The 17,453-nt window shown below is 68.0% G+C and carries 16 protein-coding genes and 3 riboswitches; of the genes, 10 read left to right on the top strand and 6 right to left on the bottom strand.

Annotated elements, in window-relative coordinates:
• Window positions 1-61: 61 nt before the first annotated feature.
• Window positions 62-1,093, top strand: coding sequence for a fumarylacetoacetate hydrolase family protein (locus tag WKW77_RS10720; RefSeq protein ID WP_340356828.1), 1,032 nt, complete (start codon window positions 62-64; stop codon window positions 1,091-1,093).
• Between the two features lie 84 nt (window positions 1,094-1,177).
• Here the strand turns inward: WKW77_RS10720 and WKW77_RS10725 are convergent, their stop codons facing one another.
• Entirely contained in the window at window positions 1,178-1,957 is a 780-nt protein-coding gene (locus WKW77_RS10725; protein ID WP_340356829.1) for a helix-turn-helix transcriptional regulator, read from the bottom strand.
• An 80-nt stretch (window positions 1,958-2,037) separates the two neighbouring features.
• Here WKW77_RS10725 and WKW77_RS10730 point away from each other — a divergent pair, with 80 nt between their 5' ends.
• From WKW77_RS10730 to WKW77_RS10740, 3 genes are read left to right on the top strand one after another with little or no spacing between them, the layout of a single operon-like run.
• Window positions 2,038-3,780, top strand: a complete 1,743-nt coding sequence (locus WKW77_RS10730; RefSeq protein ID WP_340356830.1) for an FAD-dependent monooxygenase — start codon at window positions 2,038-2,040, stop codon at window positions 3,778-3,780.
• Entirely contained in the window at window positions 3,777-3,986 is a 210-nt protein-coding gene (locus WKW77_RS10735; RefSeq protein WP_340356831.1) for a hypothetical protein, read from the top strand. Before WKW77_RS10730 ends, WKW77_RS10735 begins: the two co-directional genes overlap by 4 nt.
• Window positions 3,987-4,027: 41 nt before the next feature.
• On the top strand, window positions 4,028-5,002 hold the full coding sequence (locus WKW77_RS10740) for a Bug family tripartite tricarboxylate transporter substrate binding protein (RefSeq protein ID WP_340356832.1): 975 nt from the start codon (window positions 4,028-4,030) through the stop codon (window positions 5,000-5,002).
• A gap of 9 nt (window positions 5,003-5,011) precedes the next feature.
• On the opposite strand, the gene WKW77_RS10745 is transcribed toward WKW77_RS10740, so the two are convergent.
• Both WKW77_RS10745 and WKW77_RS10750 read right to left on the bottom strand, forming a co-directional pair.
• A complete protein-coding gene (locus WKW77_RS10745) occupies window positions 5,012-6,190 on the bottom strand; it encodes a toxin-antitoxin system YwqK family antitoxin (protein ID WP_340356833.1) in 1,179 nt (392 codons plus the stop codon).
• Window positions 6,187-6,597 carry a VOC family protein gene (locus WKW77_RS10750; protein WP_340356834.1) on the bottom strand — a complete coding sequence of 137 codons (411 nt, stop codon included), beginning with the start codon at window positions 6,595-6,597 and terminating at the stop codon, window positions 6,187-6,189. Before WKW77_RS10750 ends, WKW77_RS10745 begins: the two co-directional genes overlap by 4 nt.
• Before the next feature lie 75 nt (window positions 6,598-6,672).
• Between WKW77_RS10750 and WKW77_RS10755 the strand changes: the two genes are divergently transcribed.
• From WKW77_RS10755 to WKW77_RS10775, 5 genes are all read left to right on the top strand, one after another.
• Window positions 6,673-7,029: a DUF2946 family protein gene (locus tag WKW77_RS10755; protein ID WP_340356835.1), complete on the top strand. Its 357-nt coding sequence runs from the start codon at window positions 6,673-6,675 to the stop codon at window positions 7,027-7,029.
• Between the two features lie 132 nt (window positions 7,030-7,161).
• Window positions 7,162-9,453: a TonB-dependent receptor gene (locus WKW77_RS10760; RefSeq protein ID WP_422823178.1), complete on the top strand. Its 2,292-nt coding sequence runs from the start codon at window positions 7,162-7,164 to the stop codon at window positions 9,451-9,453.
• 31 nt (window positions 9,454-9,484) lie between these two features.
• On the top strand, window positions 9,485-10,393 hold the full coding sequence (locus tag WKW77_RS10765; RefSeq protein ID WP_340356836.1) for a copper chaperone PCu(A)C domain-containing protein: 909 nt from the start codon (window positions 9,485-9,487) through the stop codon (window positions 10,391-10,393).
• An 83-nt stretch (window positions 10,394-10,476) separates the two neighbouring features.
• Window positions 10,477-11,241, top strand: a complete 765-nt coding sequence (locus WKW77_RS10770) for a PhaM family polyhydroxyalkanoate granule multifunctional regulatory protein (protein ID WP_340356837.1) — start codon at window positions 10,477-10,479, stop codon at window positions 11,239-11,241.
• A gap of 40 nt (window positions 11,242-11,281) precedes the next feature.
• Window positions 11,282-12,550, top strand: a complete 1,269-nt coding sequence (locus WKW77_RS10775; RefSeq protein ID WP_340356838.1) for an FIST signal transduction protein — start codon at window positions 11,282-11,284, stop codon at window positions 12,548-12,550.
• On the opposite strand, the gene WKW77_RS10780 is transcribed toward WKW77_RS10775, so the two are convergent.
• From WKW77_RS10780 to WKW77_RS10790, 3 genes are all read right to left on the bottom strand, one after another.
• Window positions 12,511-13,824, bottom strand: coding sequence for a D-amino acid dehydrogenase (locus WKW77_RS10780; RefSeq protein ID WP_340356839.1), 1,314 nt, complete (start codon window positions 13,822-13,824; stop codon window positions 12,511-12,513). The genes WKW77_RS10775 and WKW77_RS10780 overlap by 40 nt on opposite strands.
• Before the next feature lie 88 nt (window positions 13,825-13,912).
• Window positions 13,913-14,019: riboswitch (glycine riboswitch) on the bottom strand.
• A riboswitch (glycine riboswitch) is annotated at window positions 14,020-14,123 on the bottom strand.
• Window positions 14,124-14,158: 35 nt separating this feature from the next.
• Window positions 14,159-15,400 carry an FAD-dependent oxidoreductase gene (locus WKW77_RS10785; protein ID WP_340356840.1) on the bottom strand — a complete coding sequence of 414 codons (1,242 nt, stop codon included), beginning with the start codon at window positions 15,398-15,400 and terminating at the stop codon, window positions 14,159-14,161.
• Between the two features lie 78 nt (window positions 15,401-15,478).
• Window positions 15,479-15,586: riboswitch (glycine riboswitch) on the bottom strand.
• 145 nt (window positions 15,587-15,731) lie between these two features.
• Window positions 15,732-16,466, bottom strand: coding sequence for a helix-turn-helix domain-containing protein (locus WKW77_RS10790; protein ID WP_093162376.1), 735 nt, complete (start codon window positions 16,464-16,466; stop codon window positions 15,732-15,734).
• Between the two features lie 125 nt (window positions 16,467-16,591).
• Between WKW77_RS10790 and WKW77_RS10795 the strand changes: the two genes are divergently transcribed.
• Window positions 16,592-17,434: a hypothetical protein gene (locus WKW77_RS10795; RefSeq protein ID WP_340356841.1), complete on the top strand. Its 843-nt coding sequence runs from the start codon at window positions 16,592-16,594 to the stop codon at window positions 17,432-17,434.
• Window positions 17,435-17,453: the final 19 nt, after the last annotated feature.

Consider the following 17,453-nt stretch of genomic DNA (forward strand, 5'->3'; position numbering starts at 1 on the left):
GTAAACTGCCGCCCGGTCAACCAGTTTAGTCACGATGCCGCGCCGGCATCCGCCGCCACCCATGAAACTCGCCACTCTCAAAGACGGCTCGCGCGACGGCCAGCTGGTCGTCGTCTCGCGCGACCTGACGAGCGCCCACTACGCCACCGGCATCGCCAACCGCCTGCAACAGGCGCTGGACGACTGGGGCTTCGTCGGCCCGCAGCTGCAGGACCTGTACGACGCGCTCAACGCCGGGCGCGCGCGGCATGCGTTCCCCTTCGATCCGGGGCAGTGCATGGCGCCCCTGCCGCGTGCCTACCAGTGGGCCGACGGCTCGGCCTACATCAACCACGTCGAACTGGTGCGCAAGGCGCGCAACGCCGAAGTACCGAAGAGCTTCTACACCGACCCGCTGATGTACCAGGGCGGCAGCGACGATTTCATCGGCCCGTGCGATCCGGTGGTCGTGCAAAGCGAAGCCTTCGGCATCGACTTCGAGGCCGAGATCGCCGTCGTCACCGGCGACGTGAGGATGGGCGCCACGCCGGCCCAGGCGCTGGACGGCATCCGCCTCGTGATGCTCGCCAACGACGTGAGCCTGCGCAACCTCATCCCGGCCGAGCTGGCCAAGGGCTTCGGCTTCTTCCAGAGCAAGCCCGCGACCGCGTTCAGCCCGGTCGCGGTGACGCTCGACGAGCTCGGCGACGCCTGGCAGGGCGGCCGGGTGCATCTCACGCTGCAGAGCACCTGGAACGGCCGCAAGGTCGGCATGTGCGATGCGGGCGAGGAAATGACCTTCCACTTCGGCGAACTCGTCGCGCACATCGCCAAGACGCGCAACGTGCGCGCCGGCAGCATCGTTGGCAGCGGCACCGTCAGCAACAAGGGCGTCGAGAAGGACGGCCGCATTGAATGGCCCAAGGGCTACAGCTGCATCGCCGAGAAGCGCTGCATCGAGACCCTCCAGGACGGCCAGCCCAGCACCGAATTCATGAAGTTCGGCGACACCATCCGCATCGAGATGAAGGGCCAGGACGGCCAATCGATCTTCGGCGCGATCGACCAGGAAGTGGTGTCGCCCGCGGGTTCGGCGGCCGGCGCTGGCGGCTGACGACTGGCGACTGGCGACTGGCGAACGCGTCGGCCGGTGAGCGGTACATCCGCTCATTCTCGGCAGCGCGAATGGCGTCGCGGGTCATGCTTGCGGTCCACGCAGCAGTTCCTTCAACGTCTTGATGCCCAGGCGGCGAAACGCGCGGTACTGGTGCGTGCGCGCGGTGGTGAGTTCGATGCCGACCGCGCGCGCCGCTTCCTTGGCGGTCTTCCCCGCGAGCAGATGGCCGATGACCTCGCGTTCGCGCAGGCTCAGCACCAGGAGGCGCGAGGCGAGCAGCGGCTCGGCCGCCTCGTGCCGCGCGGCGGTGCTGCGGGCATGCGCGACGGTGGCGTCGGCCAGAAGCTGCGCGTGTGCTTCGAGGCGGGCGAAGTCCTCGGTTCCGAAGTCCGGCTGCGCGAGGCTGCGGTAGAAGCTCACCGCCGCGCGCTGGCCCGTCGGCAGCAGCAGCAGCACCGACGCGCGCTCGCGAATGCCGACATCGGTGTAGCAGGCGGCTCGAAACGCGGGATCGGCGACGTCCTCGGCGGTGTGATGCCCCATCCACAACTGCGGCCGCTTCGGCAGCTTGCGGGACGCGAGCCACGCCATGTTGGGATCGAGCAGGTCGAAGCGTTCCGCCACGTAGCGCTCGGCAGTGCGTTCGGCGGTGTTGCCGTAGGTGCTCGCGGCGGAGACGGTTTCGATGCGCCCCGATGCACTGGCCGCGAACACCGTGCAGAAGGTCACCGGCAGCACGCGATGCATCGCGGTGAGATAGCTCGCGGCAAGGTGCGAGGTGCCGATGCCGGCCAGTACCCCGCTGACCAGTGCAGGCGAAAGAGGGGTTTGATCGGCTTCGCGCACGGGCCAGCGCTTCATCGGATTCCTGGGGATCGGGTTAATACCTCGTACGAAGTTATGACATCGCGCGCCGCCTCGCATCGGGACAATCCCGTCGCATGAACACCGCAGCCGTCTCTCCTCCCGCCGCACGCGCCGGCGATGCCGCGACAGGCCCGCTTCCGCCGGTCGCAGGCGATCTGCCGCCCTCCGTCGGCGCCTTCGACTACACACGCTTCGCGCCGCGCCTGCCGCAGCTGGAAGGCGGCATGGAGCCCGGCCGTCATCCGGTCGTGATCGCCGGCGGCGGGCCGGTCGGCATGTCGCTCGCACTCGGGCTGGCCAACCATGGCGTGCGCAGCGTGATCCTCGAGGCGGACGACACCGTCTGCGTGGGCAGCCGCGCGGCCTGCATCTCGCGGCGCAGCCTGGAGATCGTCGAACGCCTCGGCGCACTGCCGGCGTTCCTGTCCAAGGGGCTCCCCTGGACCGGCGGGCGCAGCTTCTACAAGACCGACGAAGTCTTCCGCTTCGAGATGCCGACCAGCGCGCAGCAGAAGCTGCCGCCCATGATCAACCTCGAGCAGTACTACATCGAGCAATACCTGCTGGACGAGATCGTGCGCCGCAACGCGAAGACGCCGGGGCTGATCGACATCCGCTGGGGCACCGAACTCACCGGCTTCTCGGAAGAGGGCGAGGGCCTCGTCCTGTCGGCGCGCAATGCGCTGGGGGCGTACCAGCTGCGCGGGCAATGGCTCGTCGGCTGCGACGGCGGGCAGAGCTTCGTGCGCAAGTCGCTCGACCTCAATCTCGAAGGCACGGCCTACGAAGGCCGCTACGTGATCATCGACATCGAGCTGCACAGCGACCATCCGACCGAGCGGCGCGCGTGGTTCGATCCGCCGTGGAACCCCGGATCGACCGTGCTGATGCACAAGCAGCCCGACGACATCTGGCGCATCGACTACCAGCTGCGCGCCGGCCAGAGCACCGAGGAGGCGCTGCAGCCTGCGGCGGTGACCGAGTTCGTGCAGCGTCATCTCGACGCGATCGGCGAAGGGCAACTGCCCTGGAAGACGGTCTGGACCTCGGTGTATCGCGCCGGCGCGATGACACTGGAGAGCTATCGCCACGGCCGCGTGCTGTTCGCCGGCAATGCCGCGCACGCGATGCCGATCTTCGGCGTGCGCGGGCTGAACTCGGGCTTCGACGATGCCGACAACCTCGCCTGGAAGCTGGCGCACGTGGTGCGCGGCCTGTCCGACGTCGCATTGCTCGACAGCTACTCGCAGGAGCGCATCGCGGCCTTCCACATCAACGCCGAGAGTGCGATGCGCAGCACCGAATTCATGTCGCCGCCGTCGCGCGGCTTCGATCTGCTGCGCGAGGCGGCGCTGTCGCTGTCCGGCGCGCATCGCGGCATCGCCAACCTCATCAACCCGCGGCAGACGCAAGCGGTCGAGTACCGCGATTCGGTGCTGTCGACCGAAGGCGACGATCTCACGGAAGGCCCGGGTCCCGGCGAGGCGATGCCCGAGCAGCCGCTCGCGCACGATTTGCACCTGACGGACCGCCTGCGGCCGACCTTCATGGTCCTCGTGCTCAACACCGAGGTGGATGAAGCCCTCGCCGCCGAGATCGCCGATGCGCAGGCCGGTCCGCTCGCCGTCAACGTGTGCGAACTGCCGGCCGGCAGCGCCGATGCATCGGTGTTCGCCGCGCTCGGTGCGCAGCAGGGCGCGGTATATCTGCTGCGCCCGGACGGCCACATCGCCGCCCGCTGGCGCCGCGTGCCCCGAGGCGCGCTGCGAAGCGCGCTGGCGCGCGCCTCCTACCTTGTCGAAACGGAACGCTCATGACTGCCCTTGATCACGACGCGCGTGACCGCGTCTATGCCGAATGCGCCCGCGCGATCAGCGAGGCCGGCTCCGAGCGAGAATCGCTCTTCCTCGCGCGGCTGGCCCTGCTGCTGTTCGAGCAGGTCGGCGACGAAGCGCGCTGCCGCGTCGCACTGGCGCAGGCGCTCGACGGCCTGCCCGTGCCATCGCTGTCCGCGGGGGGCTGAGGCTTTTCATTCCAACATCCAGAACACCAGGAGACCATTCGATGGATCGCAGAACTCTGCTCACGACGCTGGCCGCGACCGCAGCCTCAGGCGCAGCGCCGTGGGCGCGGGCCCAGGACTATCCCACCCAGATCATCAAGTGGGTGGTGCCTTACCCCGCAGGCGGCGGCACCGACGTGATCGCGCGCACGCTCTCCGAGGCCATGCGCCAGACGCTGGGCCAACAGATCGTCATCGACAACCGTCCCGGCGCATCGACCAACATCGGCGCCGACATCGTGGCCAAGTCCAAGCCCGACGGCTACACCATCCTGTCGGCCGACAACGCGGTGCTGGCCTTCAACGAGCACCTGTTCAACAAGCTGCCGTTCAATCCCGAAAAGGACTTCACCTACATCGGGGCGATCGGCAAGTTCCCCCTCGCGCTCGTCGTGCATCCGGACTTCCCGGCGCAGGACTTCAAGGCCTTCCTGGCCTACGTGAAGGCCAACCCGGGCAAGGTCAACTACGCATCGCCCGGCAACGGTTCGCCGCACCATCTGGCGATGGAGATGTTCAAGAACCGCACCGGCACCTTCATCACGCACATCCCCTATCGAGGCGCCGCGCCGGCGATGGCCGACGTCATGGGCGGGCAGGTGCCGTGCATGTTCCTCGACCTCGCCTCGGGCCTGTCGATCATGCAGGGCAAGAAGGTGCGCGTGCTGGCGATCGGTTCGGGCGCGCGCTCGAAGCTGCTGCCCGACGTGCCGACGCTGGCCGAAGTGGGCGTGCCGAATTCGGAAGTGTTCGCCTTCCAGGGCATCCTCGGCCCGGCCGGCATGCCGCCTGCTGTGGTCAACCGGCTCAACGCCGACTTGAACAAGGCCTTCACCACGCCCGCGGTGCAGAAACGGTTCGCCGACTTCGGCATGGAAGCGATGCCCGGCTCGCCGCAGCAGTTCTTCGCGCTGTCGCGCGCGGAGTCGCAGCGCTGGGGTCCGATCATCAAGGCGGCGAACATCAAGCTGGACTGAGCCCGATGTTCACTGGCTCGTGAACGCCTTTCGCGAGCCGTCCTCGAACACCTGGTCGTCGCGCTCGAGCTTGCCGTTGATGTCCCACGCGCGCTCGCGCGTGATGCGGCCGTTCTCGTCGTAGACCGACTCGGCGATCAGCGTGCCTTTCTCGTTGAAGCGCTGGTGCGTGCCGACCGGCGCCTGGCGGAAGCGATCGGTGGCGACATAGCGGCCCACCGCCGCGCGCTGGCCGTTGTCGTAGTACTCGGTGACTTCGATGAGCCGGCTGCCGCCATCGACGCCATACACGGCCTTGCTGCGCGGCTGCCCGTTCAGGTAGAAGCTTTCGTCGGTGACCGGATCGCCCGCGCTGTTCCAGCGCTGTTCGCGCACCAGCGTGCCGCGCTCGGAGAACTCCTGGTCGCGCTGCCGGATCGCGCCGCGCTCGGTGAGCAGCGAGACCACTTCGCGGCGCTTGATGCCTTCGGACGAGAAGCGCCGCTCGGTGCGCTGGTTGCCGACGAGTTCGTCCTGCGCCGCGGGCTTGCCGTTGTCGTAGAAGTCCTCGCTGCGCACGCGCTTGCCGGAGAGATAGGACACGCGCGATCGCAGGATGCCCTTGTTGTCGAACAGCTCGACCCGCGATGGGCTGCCGCCGAAGCCGCAGAGCTTCGCGTCGTCGGCCACCGGTGCGAGCACCGGCTTGTCGCCGCAGCGCAGCGCCGAGAGCTGTCCGCGTTCGGTGAACTCGGCAAAGGCGCGCTCGCCGGCCGAATCGGCGAAGTAGGTCGCGCGGCGCAACTGGCCCGAGGGGTAGAAGCTGCGGACCAGCCCGGTCTCGTGGCCGTCGTCGTAGCTGGCTTCGCGCAGCACCTTGCCGTTGGGCGCGAATTCGCGCGCGGGGCCGTGCATGTTGCCGGCCGCGTTCACGCTGTATTCCTTCGAGAGCTTGCCCTTGTCGTACTGGCGCACGACGCCCTGGAAGGTGCCGCTCTGGATCTGCTGCTCGCGCACCAGCTCGCGGCTGTCGCGATCCCTGCAGCGCATCAGGCCGGACTTGCCGGCGGTCGTGGCGCCGTTGGCAGGGTTCACGGCGACGCCGTTGATCTCGCAGTCCTGCACCGCGTGCGCCGCGCCGTGCGCGAGCAGCAGCGCGGCCGCGATCGGACTCGCGACACGCACGCAGAGCGCCGTGCGGTGGGTCATGCGGCGTAGACGGTGTCCAGCGACCGGAAGCCCTTGACTTCGATCGGGTTGCCGAAGGGGTCGCAGAAGAACATCGTCCACTGCTCGCCCGGCTGGCCCTCGAAGCGGACCTGCGGACGGAGCACGAAGTCGGTGCGGGCGGCCTCGAGCCGGTCGGCCAGGGCGCGCCAGGCGGGCAGCTCGAGAATGATGCCGAAGTGGGGCATCGGCACCAGCACATCGCCGACGTGCCCGGTGCGGGCAGTGGTGAAAGGCTCGCCCAGGTGCAGCGAGATCTGGTGGCCGAAGAAATCGAAATCGACCCAGGTGTCGGTGCTGCGGCCTTCGGCGCAGCCGAGCACGCCGCCGTAGAAGCGCCGGGCTTCGTCGAGGTCGCGCACGTTGAAGGCTAGGTGAAAGATGGACATGTGACTTTCTGTGTCTGGTGGGGCATTTTCCACAAGCAGGGGGGGCGTGGCGAGTCCAATCCATAATGCCGGCCCATGTATCCCCTGCGCCGCGCCCGCCGCCTCGTCAGCTTCGTGCTGGTGTGGTTCGCGTTGTCGCTCGGCGTCGCGATCGCGTCGCCGGTGGTGCATCCGCAAGCCATGGAGCTTCTGTGTTCCGGCTCCGGCGCGGTGAAGGTGGTCGTGCATACCGACGACGGCATCCAGGAAATGGGCGCCACCCATCTCGATTGCGCGATGTGCCTGGTGGCTGGTGCGCCGCCGCCCTCCCCGGTCGTTTCTCTTCCCTCGGTCCAGCCGCTCTCGCATGCGGTGCAACCGATCCCGGCTGCGCGCCTTGCCGCGGCCACTGCCGCGCCGCTGCCCGCGCGCGGCCCTCCCAGCCTGCTCTGACATCGGTCGGCCTTGCCTCGCGCGGCGCTCTCACGAGCGCGCGCGGCGGCTTTCCCGCAATTGATCGGCGTTCCCTCGCGAACGCCGAGGAGCAGTTTCCGGATGAACAAGAAAACCGTGCTGTAGCTTGCCCTGGGCGCAGCATTTCCCTGGCTGGCAGGGCCCGCGTTCGCGCAGGCCGCGTCCGGCAGCACCGCGGACGACGCGCCTGAACGGGTGAAATCGCTCGGCGTCGTGACCGTGACCGGCGGGCAGCCGACCTCGCTGCCCACGCAGATCCCGACCACCATCGAGGGCGTCACCCGCGAGGACATCGAGACGCGCATCAACGCCACCGACAGCGAGGATGCCCTCAAGTACCTGCCGAGCCTGCTGGTGCGCAAGCGCTACATCGGCGACTACAACCACGCGATCCTGTCCACCCGCGCGTCCGGCACCGGCAACAGCGCGCGCTCGGCGGTGTATGCCGACGGCATCCTGCTGTCGAACTACCTCGGCAACGGCATCGCCAACGGCACCAACTACGCGCCGCGCTGGTCGATGGTCGCGCCGGAGGAAATCGAAAGGGTCGACGTGATGTACGGCCCCTTCTCCGCGGCGTACCCCGGCAATTCGGCGGGTGCCGTGGTCGACTACGTGACCCGCATACCGACGCAGCTCGAAGCGCACGTGAAGGCCGGCTTCTCGTCGCAGCCCTTCGACCTCTACAACACCCACCAGACCTTCAACAGCTGGCAGACCAGCGCGTCGATCGGCAGCAGGAGCGGCGACTGGTCGTGGTGGATCGATCTCAACCGCACCGACAGCCAGGGCCAGCCGCTGACCTTCACCACCGCGACGGTGGCCTCGGGCACGCCGGGGCGCGCCGGCACGCCGGTCACCGGCTGGGTGCCGGGGCTGAACACGACCAACACGCCGTGGTACATCCTCGGCACCGGCACGCAGTACCACACGGTGCAGGACCACGCGAAGCTGAAGCTGGCCTACGACTTCTCCCCGACCGTGCGTGCGACCTACACGCTCGGCTGGTGGCAGAACACCGCCGAAGGCCGGCCCGAGAGCTACCTGAGCAATGCCGCCGGGCAGCCGGTCTACAGCGGGCCGATCAACATCGGCGCACGCACCTTCAACCTCGCGCCGACGGCATTTCCGCTCACCAACGACAGCCAGACGCACACCATGCACGGCCTCTCGGTCAAGAGCAACACGCAAGGCGAATGGGACTGGGAGGTTGCCGGCAGCCTGTACGACTACGCGACCGACCAGCAGCGCCAGCCGACGGTCGCGCTGCCACTCGCAGCGATCGGCGGCGCGGGCACCTTGCAGGACCAGGGCGGCACCGGCTGGAACACGCTCGCCGCCAAGGCGACCTGGCGGCCGCAGGGCGTGGGTGGTGGGCATATCGTCGATCTCGGCGTGGGCCGCGATGCCTACAAGCTGCTGATCGTGAAGAACAACGTGCTCGGAACCTGGCTCGGCGGCGCGCCGTACTCGCCGGTGAGCAACGTCGGCGGCCGCGCCGAGACGCAGAGCGCCTGGGCGCAGGACACCTGGTCCTTCGCGCCGAAGTGGAAGGCCGTGCTCGGCCTTCGCTACGAGGACTGGAAGACGACGGACGGCTTCACCTCGAACGCCAGCAGCTTCCTGTCGTACCCCGCGCGCAGCGAATCGGACCTGTCGCCCAAGGCCGCGCTGGCCTACCAATGGACCTCCGACACGGTGCTGAAGGCCTCGGTCGGCCGCGCGGTGCGCTATCCGACCGTCGGCGAGCTCTACGGCGCCACGTCGGGCGGTGCACTGGCGTTCATCAACGACCCCAACCTGAAGCCTGAGAAGTCGTGGACCGGCGAGTTGTCGGCCGAGAAGGACCTGGGCAACGGGATCGCACGCGCGACCTTCTTCCACGAGACGACCGACGATGCGCTCTACAGCCAGCTCATCCCGAACACGAGCATCTCGCGGGTGCAGAACGTCGACAGGGTACGCACCAACGGACTGGAGGTGGCCTACACGGGCGAAAACGTCTTCGTGCGCGGCCTGGACCTCGGCGCGAGCCTCACCTATGCTGATTCGGAGATCGTGGCCAACGCGGCCTTTCCCGCCAGCGTCGGCAAATGGCAGCCGCGCGTGCCGCAATGGCGCTCGACGGTCTACGGCACCTACAAGCCCGACGCGCAGTGGGCCTTCACCGTGGCCGCGCGCTACAGCGGCAGGCAGTATTCGACCCTCGACAACAGCGACGTGAACGGCTTCGCCTACTTCGGCGCGAGCAGGTACTTCACCGTCGACCTGCGCGTTCGCTACCAGATCGACCGCCGCTGGGCGGCGGCCTTCGGCATCGACAACGCCAACAACGACCAGTACTGGAATTTCCACCCGTATCCGCAGCGCACCTACACCGCAGAACTTCGCTACGACCTCTGACCCGACATACAACACTTCACGAAAGTCTCCGATGAACACCTCCATGAACGCCTCCTTCCCGCTTCGCCGGCTCGCCGCCTGCATCGTGTTCGCCTGGACCGGCAGCGCCTTCGCCCATGTGAGCCTGCCGCCGGGCGGCGCCACCGCCGGCAGCGAGTACGAAGCGGCTTTCCGCGTCGGCCATGCCTGCCAGGGCGCGAAAAGCACCACCGGCATCACCGTTCGCCTGCCCAAGGGCTTTGCCTTCACCGACGCGCAGGCGCGCAAGGGCTGGAAGCTCGAAGCACCGCCGGCCGGCGACAACGGCGGCGAAGTGCGCTGGAAGGCGGAGAACGCCCAGGCCGCGCTGCCCACCGGCGAGCGCGCGGAATTCGTGCTGCGCGGCAAGCTGCCCGCCACGCCGGGCGTGCTGTGGTTCAAGGTGCTGCAGGACTGCGACACGGGCAGCTCGGACTGGGCGCAGGTTCCCGCCAGCGGCACCTCCACCGCCGGCCTCGACAGCCCGGCCGCGCGGCTCGACGTGCTGGCAGCCGGCGTCGCGCCGGTCGATGTGCGCGATGCGTGGATCCGTGCTTCCGTGCCCGGCCAAAGCGGCACCGGCGCTTTCATGAAGCTCAGCGCGCCCTCGGGTGCCCGGCTCGTCGGCGCTTCCACGCCTGCGGCGGGCGTCGCCGAAGTCCACGAGATGAAGATGGAAGGCGACACCATGCGCATGCGCGGCCTGCCGAGCCTGGAACTGCCCGCGCGCCAGACAGTCGAGTTCAAGCCCGGCGGCTACCACCTGATGCTGATGGATCTGAAGCAGCCGCTCGTCAATGGAACGAGCGTTCCGCTGACGCTGCTCTTCGAAGACGCGAAGGGCCAGAGGAGCTCGCTCGAGCTCAAGGTGCCGGTTCAGACGGCCTCCGGCGCGGCCGCGGCAGGCGAGCACAAGCATTGACGGACAGGGCGGCGCGGGCCGCCCAAAACGCGGCCGCCTTGGAGTAAGCTGGCCGCACAACAACTCTCGTCCCGAGGCCCTTCATGAGCGACACGAGCAAGCCTTTCGCCTTCAGCCAGTTCGTTCCCGGATTCGATTTCCTCAAGAACCTGGCCAGCGGAAGCGCGGCAGCGGGCGCGACGCCCGGCATGCCGAGTCTCGCGAGTTGGGTCGCCCCGACACTCAGCGTCGAAGAAGTCGACAAGCGCATCCAGGAGCTCAAGACCGTGCAGTTCTGGCTCGAGCAGAACGGGCATGCGCTCAAGGCCACCATCCAGGCGCTCGAAGTGCAGAAGATGACGCTGTCGACCCTGCGCGGCATGAACGTGCAGATGGAGGATCTCGCGAGCGTCTTCACGCGGCAGGCGATGGCTGCGTCCGAGCCCGCGGCGGCACCCGCACCCAAGCCGGAGCCGAAGAAGGCCGAACCGGTCGTTGAAGCAGAAGAAGCGGAACAAGCGGAAGAAGCGGAAGAAGCGGAAGCCCCCGCGACCGCGAAGCCCTCCCGGCGCACGCGCGGCAACGGCGGCGACGCTGCGGCCGAGGAAGCGGGCGTGGTCGACCCGCTGCAATGGTGGGGGGCGCTCACGCAGCAATTCCAGCAGATCGCCAGCGCAGCCCTGCAGGAAGCTTCACAGTTGAAGATGCCCGTGATAGCCCAGCCGGCCACCGGCGCGGCGACGCGAAAGGCGCCGGCAGCCAAATCGGCCAAGCAGCCGGCTTCCGCGGAGAGCAAGGCGTCGGCCGGCGGCCAGCGTGCCGCCGCTGCCGGCAAGACGCGGGCTCCGGCGCGCAAGCGGGCGCGCTGAAGCCGGCACCGTATCCCTTCCCGCAGCGAAAGCCGTGCCCATGAAGATGTTTCCCTCGGGCCACGCCACCCATCCGCAATGGCGCATGGCCGCAGGGCTGGTGCTCGCGCAACTTCGGGCACAGATGGCGCTGCCCGACTACGCGCAGTCGCCGACGTTGGGCCTGCTCTACATCACCGACCACTATTCGGCCGATGCGCAGGAGATCCTTGATCACCTGGGCGCCGAACTGCCCGAGGTGACCGACTGGTCCGGCACGGTGGGCGTCGGCGTCTCGGCCAACAACGCCGAATATTTCGACGAGCCGGCCCTCAGCGTGATGCTTTGCGAGCTGCCGAGCGACCAGTACCGGGTGTTCTCCGGCGTGGCGCCGCTCGCGAGCACCGAGATGAGCGGCTTCTCGGCGCACACGGCACTCGTCCATGCCGACCCGCACACGCCCGAGCTCGCCGAGCTGATCGCCGAGATGGCGGAGCGCACCGATACCGGCTATCTCTTCGGTGGCCTCTCGTCTGGCCGTGCCGGCTCGCTGCAGTTCGCTGTCGGCGGCAACGGCAACATCCCGGGCCACGGCGCGCACGGCGGGGTGTTTTCTGGCGGCCTCTCAGGCGTGGTGTTCGGCGAAGGCGTGCGACTGGTGTCGCGCGTCACGCAGGGCTGCCAGCCGGTGTCGGAGGAACGCGAGATCACGGAGGCCGACGGCAACCTGCTGCTCAAGCTCGATGGCCGGCCGGCCCTCGACGTGCTGCTGGAGGATCTGCACGTGTCGCTCGACGAGCCCGAGCAGGCCATCGCCGCAGTCCGCGCCACGCTGGTGGGCCTCGCGGAAGCCGGCACCGATCGTGTTCGCCGCACGCGCGATCTGGGTTCCGACGTGCGGGTGCGGCACATCATCGGCCTCGATCCGACCCGGCGCGGCGTGGCGATCGCGGACGTCGTCGAGCCCGGCATGCTCATGTCCTTCTGCCGACGCAACGCGCAGGCCGCGCGCGCCGATCTCATGCGCGTCTGTGCCGAGATCCGCGAGGAACTGGAGCCCGAGGAGCAGACGCTCGCCACCGCGCGCGCGGTCGCCGGCGATGAAACCGGTGCGGGGCCGCATCCGGCGCGCCGCGTCGCAGGTGCGGTGTACGTGAGCTGCTCGGGCCGTGGGGGGCCGCACTTCGGCGCGCCGAACGCCGAGTTGCAGATCGTGCGCCACGCGCTTGGCGACGTGCCGCTCGTCGGCTTTTTCGCCGCCGGCGAGATCGCGCGGCATCACCTCTACGGCTACACCGGCGTGCTGACGGTCTTCACGGCCGGCGACTGAGCGGCACGCAGCCCGGTGAACGCGAAATCCACCTCGGGCGCGAGCCCGCTCACGATGCGCGCGATCGACTTTCCGGAGCCGCACGCGTGCGTCCAGCCGAGCGTGCCGTGGCCCGTGTTGAGGAACAGGTTCGGCAGCTTGGTCGCGCCGATCAGCGGCACGTTGCTCGGCGTCGCGGGGCGCAGGCCGGTCCAGAACTGCGCCTTCGATGCATCGCCCGCGCCGGGGAAGAGCTGCTCCACCCGACGCACGATCGCTTCGCAGCGCACGCGGTTGAGGTCGCGGTCGTAGCCGTTCAGCTCCGCAGTGCCGGCGATGCGCAGGCGGTCGCCGTTGGCCGATGTGTAGCGCGAGAAGACGAGCTTGAACTCATCGTCGGTCAGCGAGACCTGGTGCGCCTTCGTGGGATCGATCACCGGCATCGTGACCGAGTAGCCCTTGGCCGGATAGATCGGCAGGCGGATGCCCAGCGGCGCTGCGTAGAGCGGGCTGAGCGAGCCCATCGCGAGCACGTAGGCGTCGCCGCGGATGCGCTGGAAGCGGCCTTCGCTGTCGGTGGCTTCGACGTGATCGATGGTGCCGCCGGCTTCGCGCAGCGCGGTCACGGTGTGGCTCATGAGAAAGCGCACGCCAGCGGCTTCGGCGAGCTTGACGAGCTCGCGCGCGAAGCGGTTCGCATCGCCCGATTCGTCTTCGGCGGTGTAGGTGGCGCCGGCGAGCTGCGGGCGCATGTGAGCCAGCGCAGGCTCGAGTGCCACGGCCTCGTCGGCCGAAATCACGCGGCGCTCGCAACCGAGGGCGCGCATCTGCTCGGCCGGCTCGAGCGCGCCATCGAATTCCTTCTGGTTCGTATAGAAGTGCAGGATGCCCTGGGTGCGTTGTTCGTAGCCGATGCCGGTGTCGCGCCGCAGTTGCTGAAGCGTGTCGCGGCTATAAGTGCCCAGGCGCACGATCTGCTCGATGTTGTGGCGGGTGCGCGCCGGGGAGCATTCGCGCAGGAACTGCAGTCCCCAGAGCCACTGCCGCATGTCGGCGCGCAGACGGAAGAGCAGCGGCGCGTCTTCCTTGCCGAGCCATTGCAGCACCTTGAGCGGTGCGCTGGGATTGGCCCACGGCTCGGCGTGGCTCACCGAGATCTGGCCGCCGTTGGCGAAGCTGGTTTCGGCGGCCGGGGTGGCCTGCCGGTCGATCACGGTCACTTCGTGGCCGAGCTGCTGGAGGTAGTAGGCTGAGGTCACGCCGAGCAGGCCGGCGCCAAGAACGATCACGCGCATTTCAGAACCCTTTGAGGTTGCAGCGCTTGGACGAATGGAAACCGGTGCTGTGAAAAAAGAAAAGCAACCGGACTCTCGCGTCCAAGTTGCCGCTCCCCCTGTCCTCGGTACCTGAGAGATTCACCCGTTGCACCCGCAACAGGGCTTGCTCCTTCGGTGCATCACATGGCGTGATGGCTCTCCAGACGGCTCTGACAGTCGATTGCAGTACGGGCCCGTTGCGAGCCGACCTGAGCGTTTATGGGAGTTTGCGCCTTCGGTGGGGCCGCCTTCGCGGCCCGCTCTCCTGCAAGTGGGGCGATTGTAGGGACTTCGCCGCGCGCCGGCTACAGGTCTACAGGCCGCGGAACGCGAAATCGAGCTCGGGCCGCAAGCCGCTCACGATGCGCGCGATGGACTTGCCCGCGCCGAGCGCGTTCGTCCAGCTCGGCGTGCCGGGGGCCGTATTGAGGAAAAGGTTGGGCAGCCGCGTCTTGCCGATCATCGGCAGGCGGTTGCTGCTGACCGCGTGCATCGCGGTTTCGAGCGACGCGCGGCTGGTGTCGACCACGCCCGGAAAGAGGGTCTCGACGCGGCGAAGGATTGCATCGAAGCGGTCCGAATCGGGTTCGTTCTCCTCGTCATCGGAGACGCGGACCGTGGAGGTGATGCGCAGGTGGTGGCCGCCGGCGTTCTCCACCCGCCGGATGCGCAGCTTGCCCTGGCGGTCGTGCAGCGCGATGCGGGGCGCCATCGAGAGATCCTTGGTCGGCAACGTGACCACGTACTCGCGCACAAAGCGCAGCGGCATGTCGATGCCGAGGTGCTCGGCATGCAGCACGCTCGATGCGCCGAGCGCCAGCACATAGGACTGCGCACGCACGATCATCGGCTGACCCTGTGCATCCAGCAGCTCGACGTGGTCGATGCGGCCGTCGCGCTCCTTCAGCGAGACCACGGTGTGCTTCATCATGAAGCGCACGCCTGCCGCGCGGCACAGGAAGACGATGCCTGCCGCGAACTGCGAAGGGTCGCGCGCCGGATCGTCGGGCGAGTAGGTCGCGCCAGCCAGTCGGCCGCCCAAGAGATGCAGGGATGGCTCCAACCCGATCGCCTCGTCGGCCGACAGCAGGCGGTCCTCGCAGCCCAGTTCCGACCAATGCGGGGCCCGTTCGATGCGTCCCCGGAACGACTTGGCATCGGTGTAGACGGTCATATGACCGGTCGAGCGCGGGCGCTGCGGCATGCCGGATTCATCGCGCAGCGCGAGGGCGCTCCGGCGGCTGTAGGCGGCCAGGCGGACCAGGTGATCGAGCGGATTGCTTCCGGGAGGCATCGCCGCGCGGTCGAGCAGCTTCCCGAAACGACGACGCACGAAGGCCCGAAGGCGCGACCAGGGACCTGGCGCCGGCTTCGTCGGCAACGATACGTGGCCGGTGTCGGGCGCCGCAGTGCCTTCGGGGGAGGGAATCCGGCCCCGGGCCTTGGCAGCCGGCGTCGCATGGCGATCGATCACGATCACCTCGTGACCGAGCTGCTGGAGGTAATAGGCCGTCGTGACGCCGTGCAGGCCGGCGCCGAGTACTACCACGCGCATGTCCGAATCCTTTTGGGAGGGCATGAACGGCCGGGGCGAGTACTCACTGTGCGGAGCGTCGGACCGGGGGTTCAGATCGCCGCTCCCTCTGTCTCTTGTACCTGAGAGATTCATCGGCTGCGGCATGCAGCGGACTTGCTCCTTCGGTGCGCCGCGTCGGTGCGGCGTCTCTCCAGTCGGCGTTGTCTAAAAAGGGGGCAGTCAACGAACCGCGCTGCGGTTCACCTGAGCGTTCATGGGAGATTGCGCCACCGGTGGGACGGGTGCCGTCCGCTTTTCTGCCCGCCGAATTTTATCGAGGAAACCGGTTTCTGTCTTTTTCTGGCGTAGGTCAATTCCTGCGTAGACGGGTGAAAAGTTCGAACTCCCAGTTGCGCATTCCAAGCAGAAGGGTGTAGCCCTCGCGCTCTTTCGGTGACAGTTTCTGGTCGGTCTGATGCTGCTGGGCGAAGTCCTGGGCGACGCGCTGGAGGCGATCCAGAAAAGCGGGCGCGAGCGACTTGCTGATCGAGCCGTGCACCAGTAGCAGCCCTTCCGACGGGCCGTCGAAGCCGCCGCGGTAGTAGTCGAGCACGACGTTCTCGCGGAAGAAATCCATCACCGGCCCGTGCGGACGCCACCGGAAGGTCTTCGCGAGCTTCAGGCGATACCGGTTCAGCGGGCGCAGTTCGATGATGCCGATGCGATCGAGCTGCGCGAGGTAGCCGATGCACTCGGCCTCGGTCATGCGGTAGGCCGCGACGATCTGTTCCAGGGTCCATTGGCTCAGGACGCAGATCGCGACGAGCAGCAGCTTCTTGTCCTTGACCACCGCTTGTTCCTGCTCCAGCGTCAGTTCCTTGAGCAGCGGCTGCGAATCCGCCACGCGGCGCGCGAGTTCGGCGAAGTCGATCTTCAGGGCGCGGCAGATGGCGTCGACCCGGGTGAGCGGCATGTCACCCTTGGCGAGCATCCGCTTGACGCTGGATTCGGCCATGTCGAGCGACTTGGCGAGATCCGCGTAGGTCATGCGGGCATTCTTGAGTTCGTTCTTGAGAGCGACGACCAGGTCGACGGTGGTACTCATGGGAGAGGAGGGTATAGCCCGGCGATACCGGTGGTGGTGGATAAGTGCTCCGTATCGATTTTCGATGCCATGGAGAGGGTTGGCAACCTAGATTGCGCCCATCGAGTTATCTGTTGGAGTCCGCCATGTCGCTCTCGTCCCTCTCGAATCGCGAACGTTGCCTCCTGTCGCTGTTCGCGTTGCTTCTGCTGGCCGCAATCGCCGGGCCGGCGATTCCCGTTTCCGCCCCTGCCGGCGCGCCGTTCGCCGACGAGCAGGCCTGGGGCGCCGTGCCGAACGCCATGGACGTGCTGAGCAACCTGCCTTTCGCCGCGATCGGCATCTGGGGCCTGCGCTGGCTCCGCTGGCTCGACTGCGCGCACGAGGAAGCACTGGACGCCGCGCCGGTGCAGCATGCCGGATGGCACCAGCCGGTGAACACCCTCGATTGCGCCTGGATGTTCTTCGCGGGCCTGATCCTGACTGCGCTCGGCTCTGCCTTCTATCACCTGCAGCCCGACAGCGTGCGACTGGCCGCGGATCGTGCCGGTATGGCCGTCGCGTTCGCGGGCCTGATCGGCTTCGCAACCTGCGAGCGGGTGAGCGCCCGCGCCGGATGGCCCGCTGCATGGTTCACGCTGATCGGCGGATTGCTGGCCGCCGCGGTGTGCCACGAGACCGGCAACGCGCTTCCCTGGGCGCTGGTGCAGTTCGGCGGCATGGCCCTGGTCGCGCTGCTGTCGTTCGCGCGGCCGACAAGCGGCGCAGTGGGGCTCCGTCTGGGCTGGGTGATCTTCTTCTATGCCCTCGCGAAGCTCTTCGAACTCGCGGACCACGCGATCTTCGAGGCCACCCATCACCTGATTTCGGGTCACAGCCTCAAGCACCTGACGGCCGCGCTGGCCGCGTTGCCGGTGCTGCACGCGCTTCAGTCCATCGGCCGTCAGACGCTGCGGCACAATCCGGGCGCCGTCACCGTGACGGCATGAGGAAGGCCGCCAACCAGGC

Source organism: Variovorax ureilyticus (genome assembly GCF_037889935.1).
Taxonomy (GTDB): domain Bacteria; phylum Pseudomonadota; class Gammaproteobacteria; order Burkholderiales; family Burkholderiaceae_C; genus Variovorax; species Variovorax ureilyticus.

Coding starts and splice junctions, on each gene's coding strand:
- WKW77_RS10720 (WP_340356828.1), top strand. CDS start 62: ATGAAACTCGCCACTCTCAAAGACGGCTCGCGCGACGGCCAGCTGGTC.
- WKW77_RS10725 (WP_340356829.1), bottom strand. CDS start 1,957: ATGAAGCGCTGGCCCGTGCGCGAAGCCGATCAAACCCCTCTTTCGCCT.
- WKW77_RS10730 (WP_340356830.1), top strand. CDS start 2,038: ATGAACACCGCAGCCGTCTCTCCTCCCGCCGCACGCGCCGGCGATGCC.
- WKW77_RS10735 (WP_340356831.1), top strand. CDS start 3,777: ATGACTGCCCTTGATCACGACGCGCGTGACCGCGTCTATGCCGAATGC.
- WKW77_RS10740 (WP_340356832.1), top strand. CDS start 4,028: ATGGATCGCAGAACTCTGCTCACGACGCTGGCCGCGACCGCAGCCTCA.
- WKW77_RS10745 (WP_340356833.1), bottom strand. CDS start 6,190: ATGACCCACCGCACGGCGCTCTGCGTGCGTGTCGCGAGTCCGATCGCG.
- WKW77_RS10750 (WP_340356834.1), bottom strand. CDS start 6,597: ATGTCCATCTTTCACCTAGCCTTCAACGTGCGCGACCTCGACGAAGCC.
- WKW77_RS10755 (WP_340356835.1), top strand. CDS start 6,673: ATGTATCCCCTGCGCCGCGCCCGCCGCCTCGTCAGCTTCGTGCTGGTG.
- WKW77_RS10765 (WP_340356836.1), top strand. CDS start 9,485: ATGAACACCTCCATGAACGCCTCCTTCCCGCTTCGCCGGCTCGCCGCC.
- WKW77_RS10770 (WP_340356837.1), top strand. CDS start 10,477: ATGAGCGACACGAGCAAGCCTTTCGCCTTCAGCCAGTTCGTTCCCGGA.
- WKW77_RS10775 (WP_340356838.1), top strand. CDS start 11,282: ATGAAGATGTTTCCCTCGGGCCACGCCACCCATCCGCAATGGCGCATG.
- WKW77_RS10780 (WP_340356839.1), bottom strand. CDS start 13,824: ATGCGCGTGATCGTTCTTGGCGCCGGCCTGCTCGGCGTGACCTCAGCC.
- WKW77_RS10785 (WP_340356840.1), bottom strand. CDS start 15,400: ATGCGCGTGGTAGTACTCGGCGCCGGCCTGCACGGCGTCACGACGGCC.
- WKW77_RS10790 (WP_093162376.1), bottom strand. CDS start 16,466: ATGAGTACCACCGTCGACCTGGTCGTCGCTCTCAAGAACGAACTCAAG.
- WKW77_RS10795 (WP_340356841.1), top strand. CDS start 16,592: ATGTCGCTCTCGTCCCTCTCGAATCGCGAACGTTGCCTCCTGTCGCTG.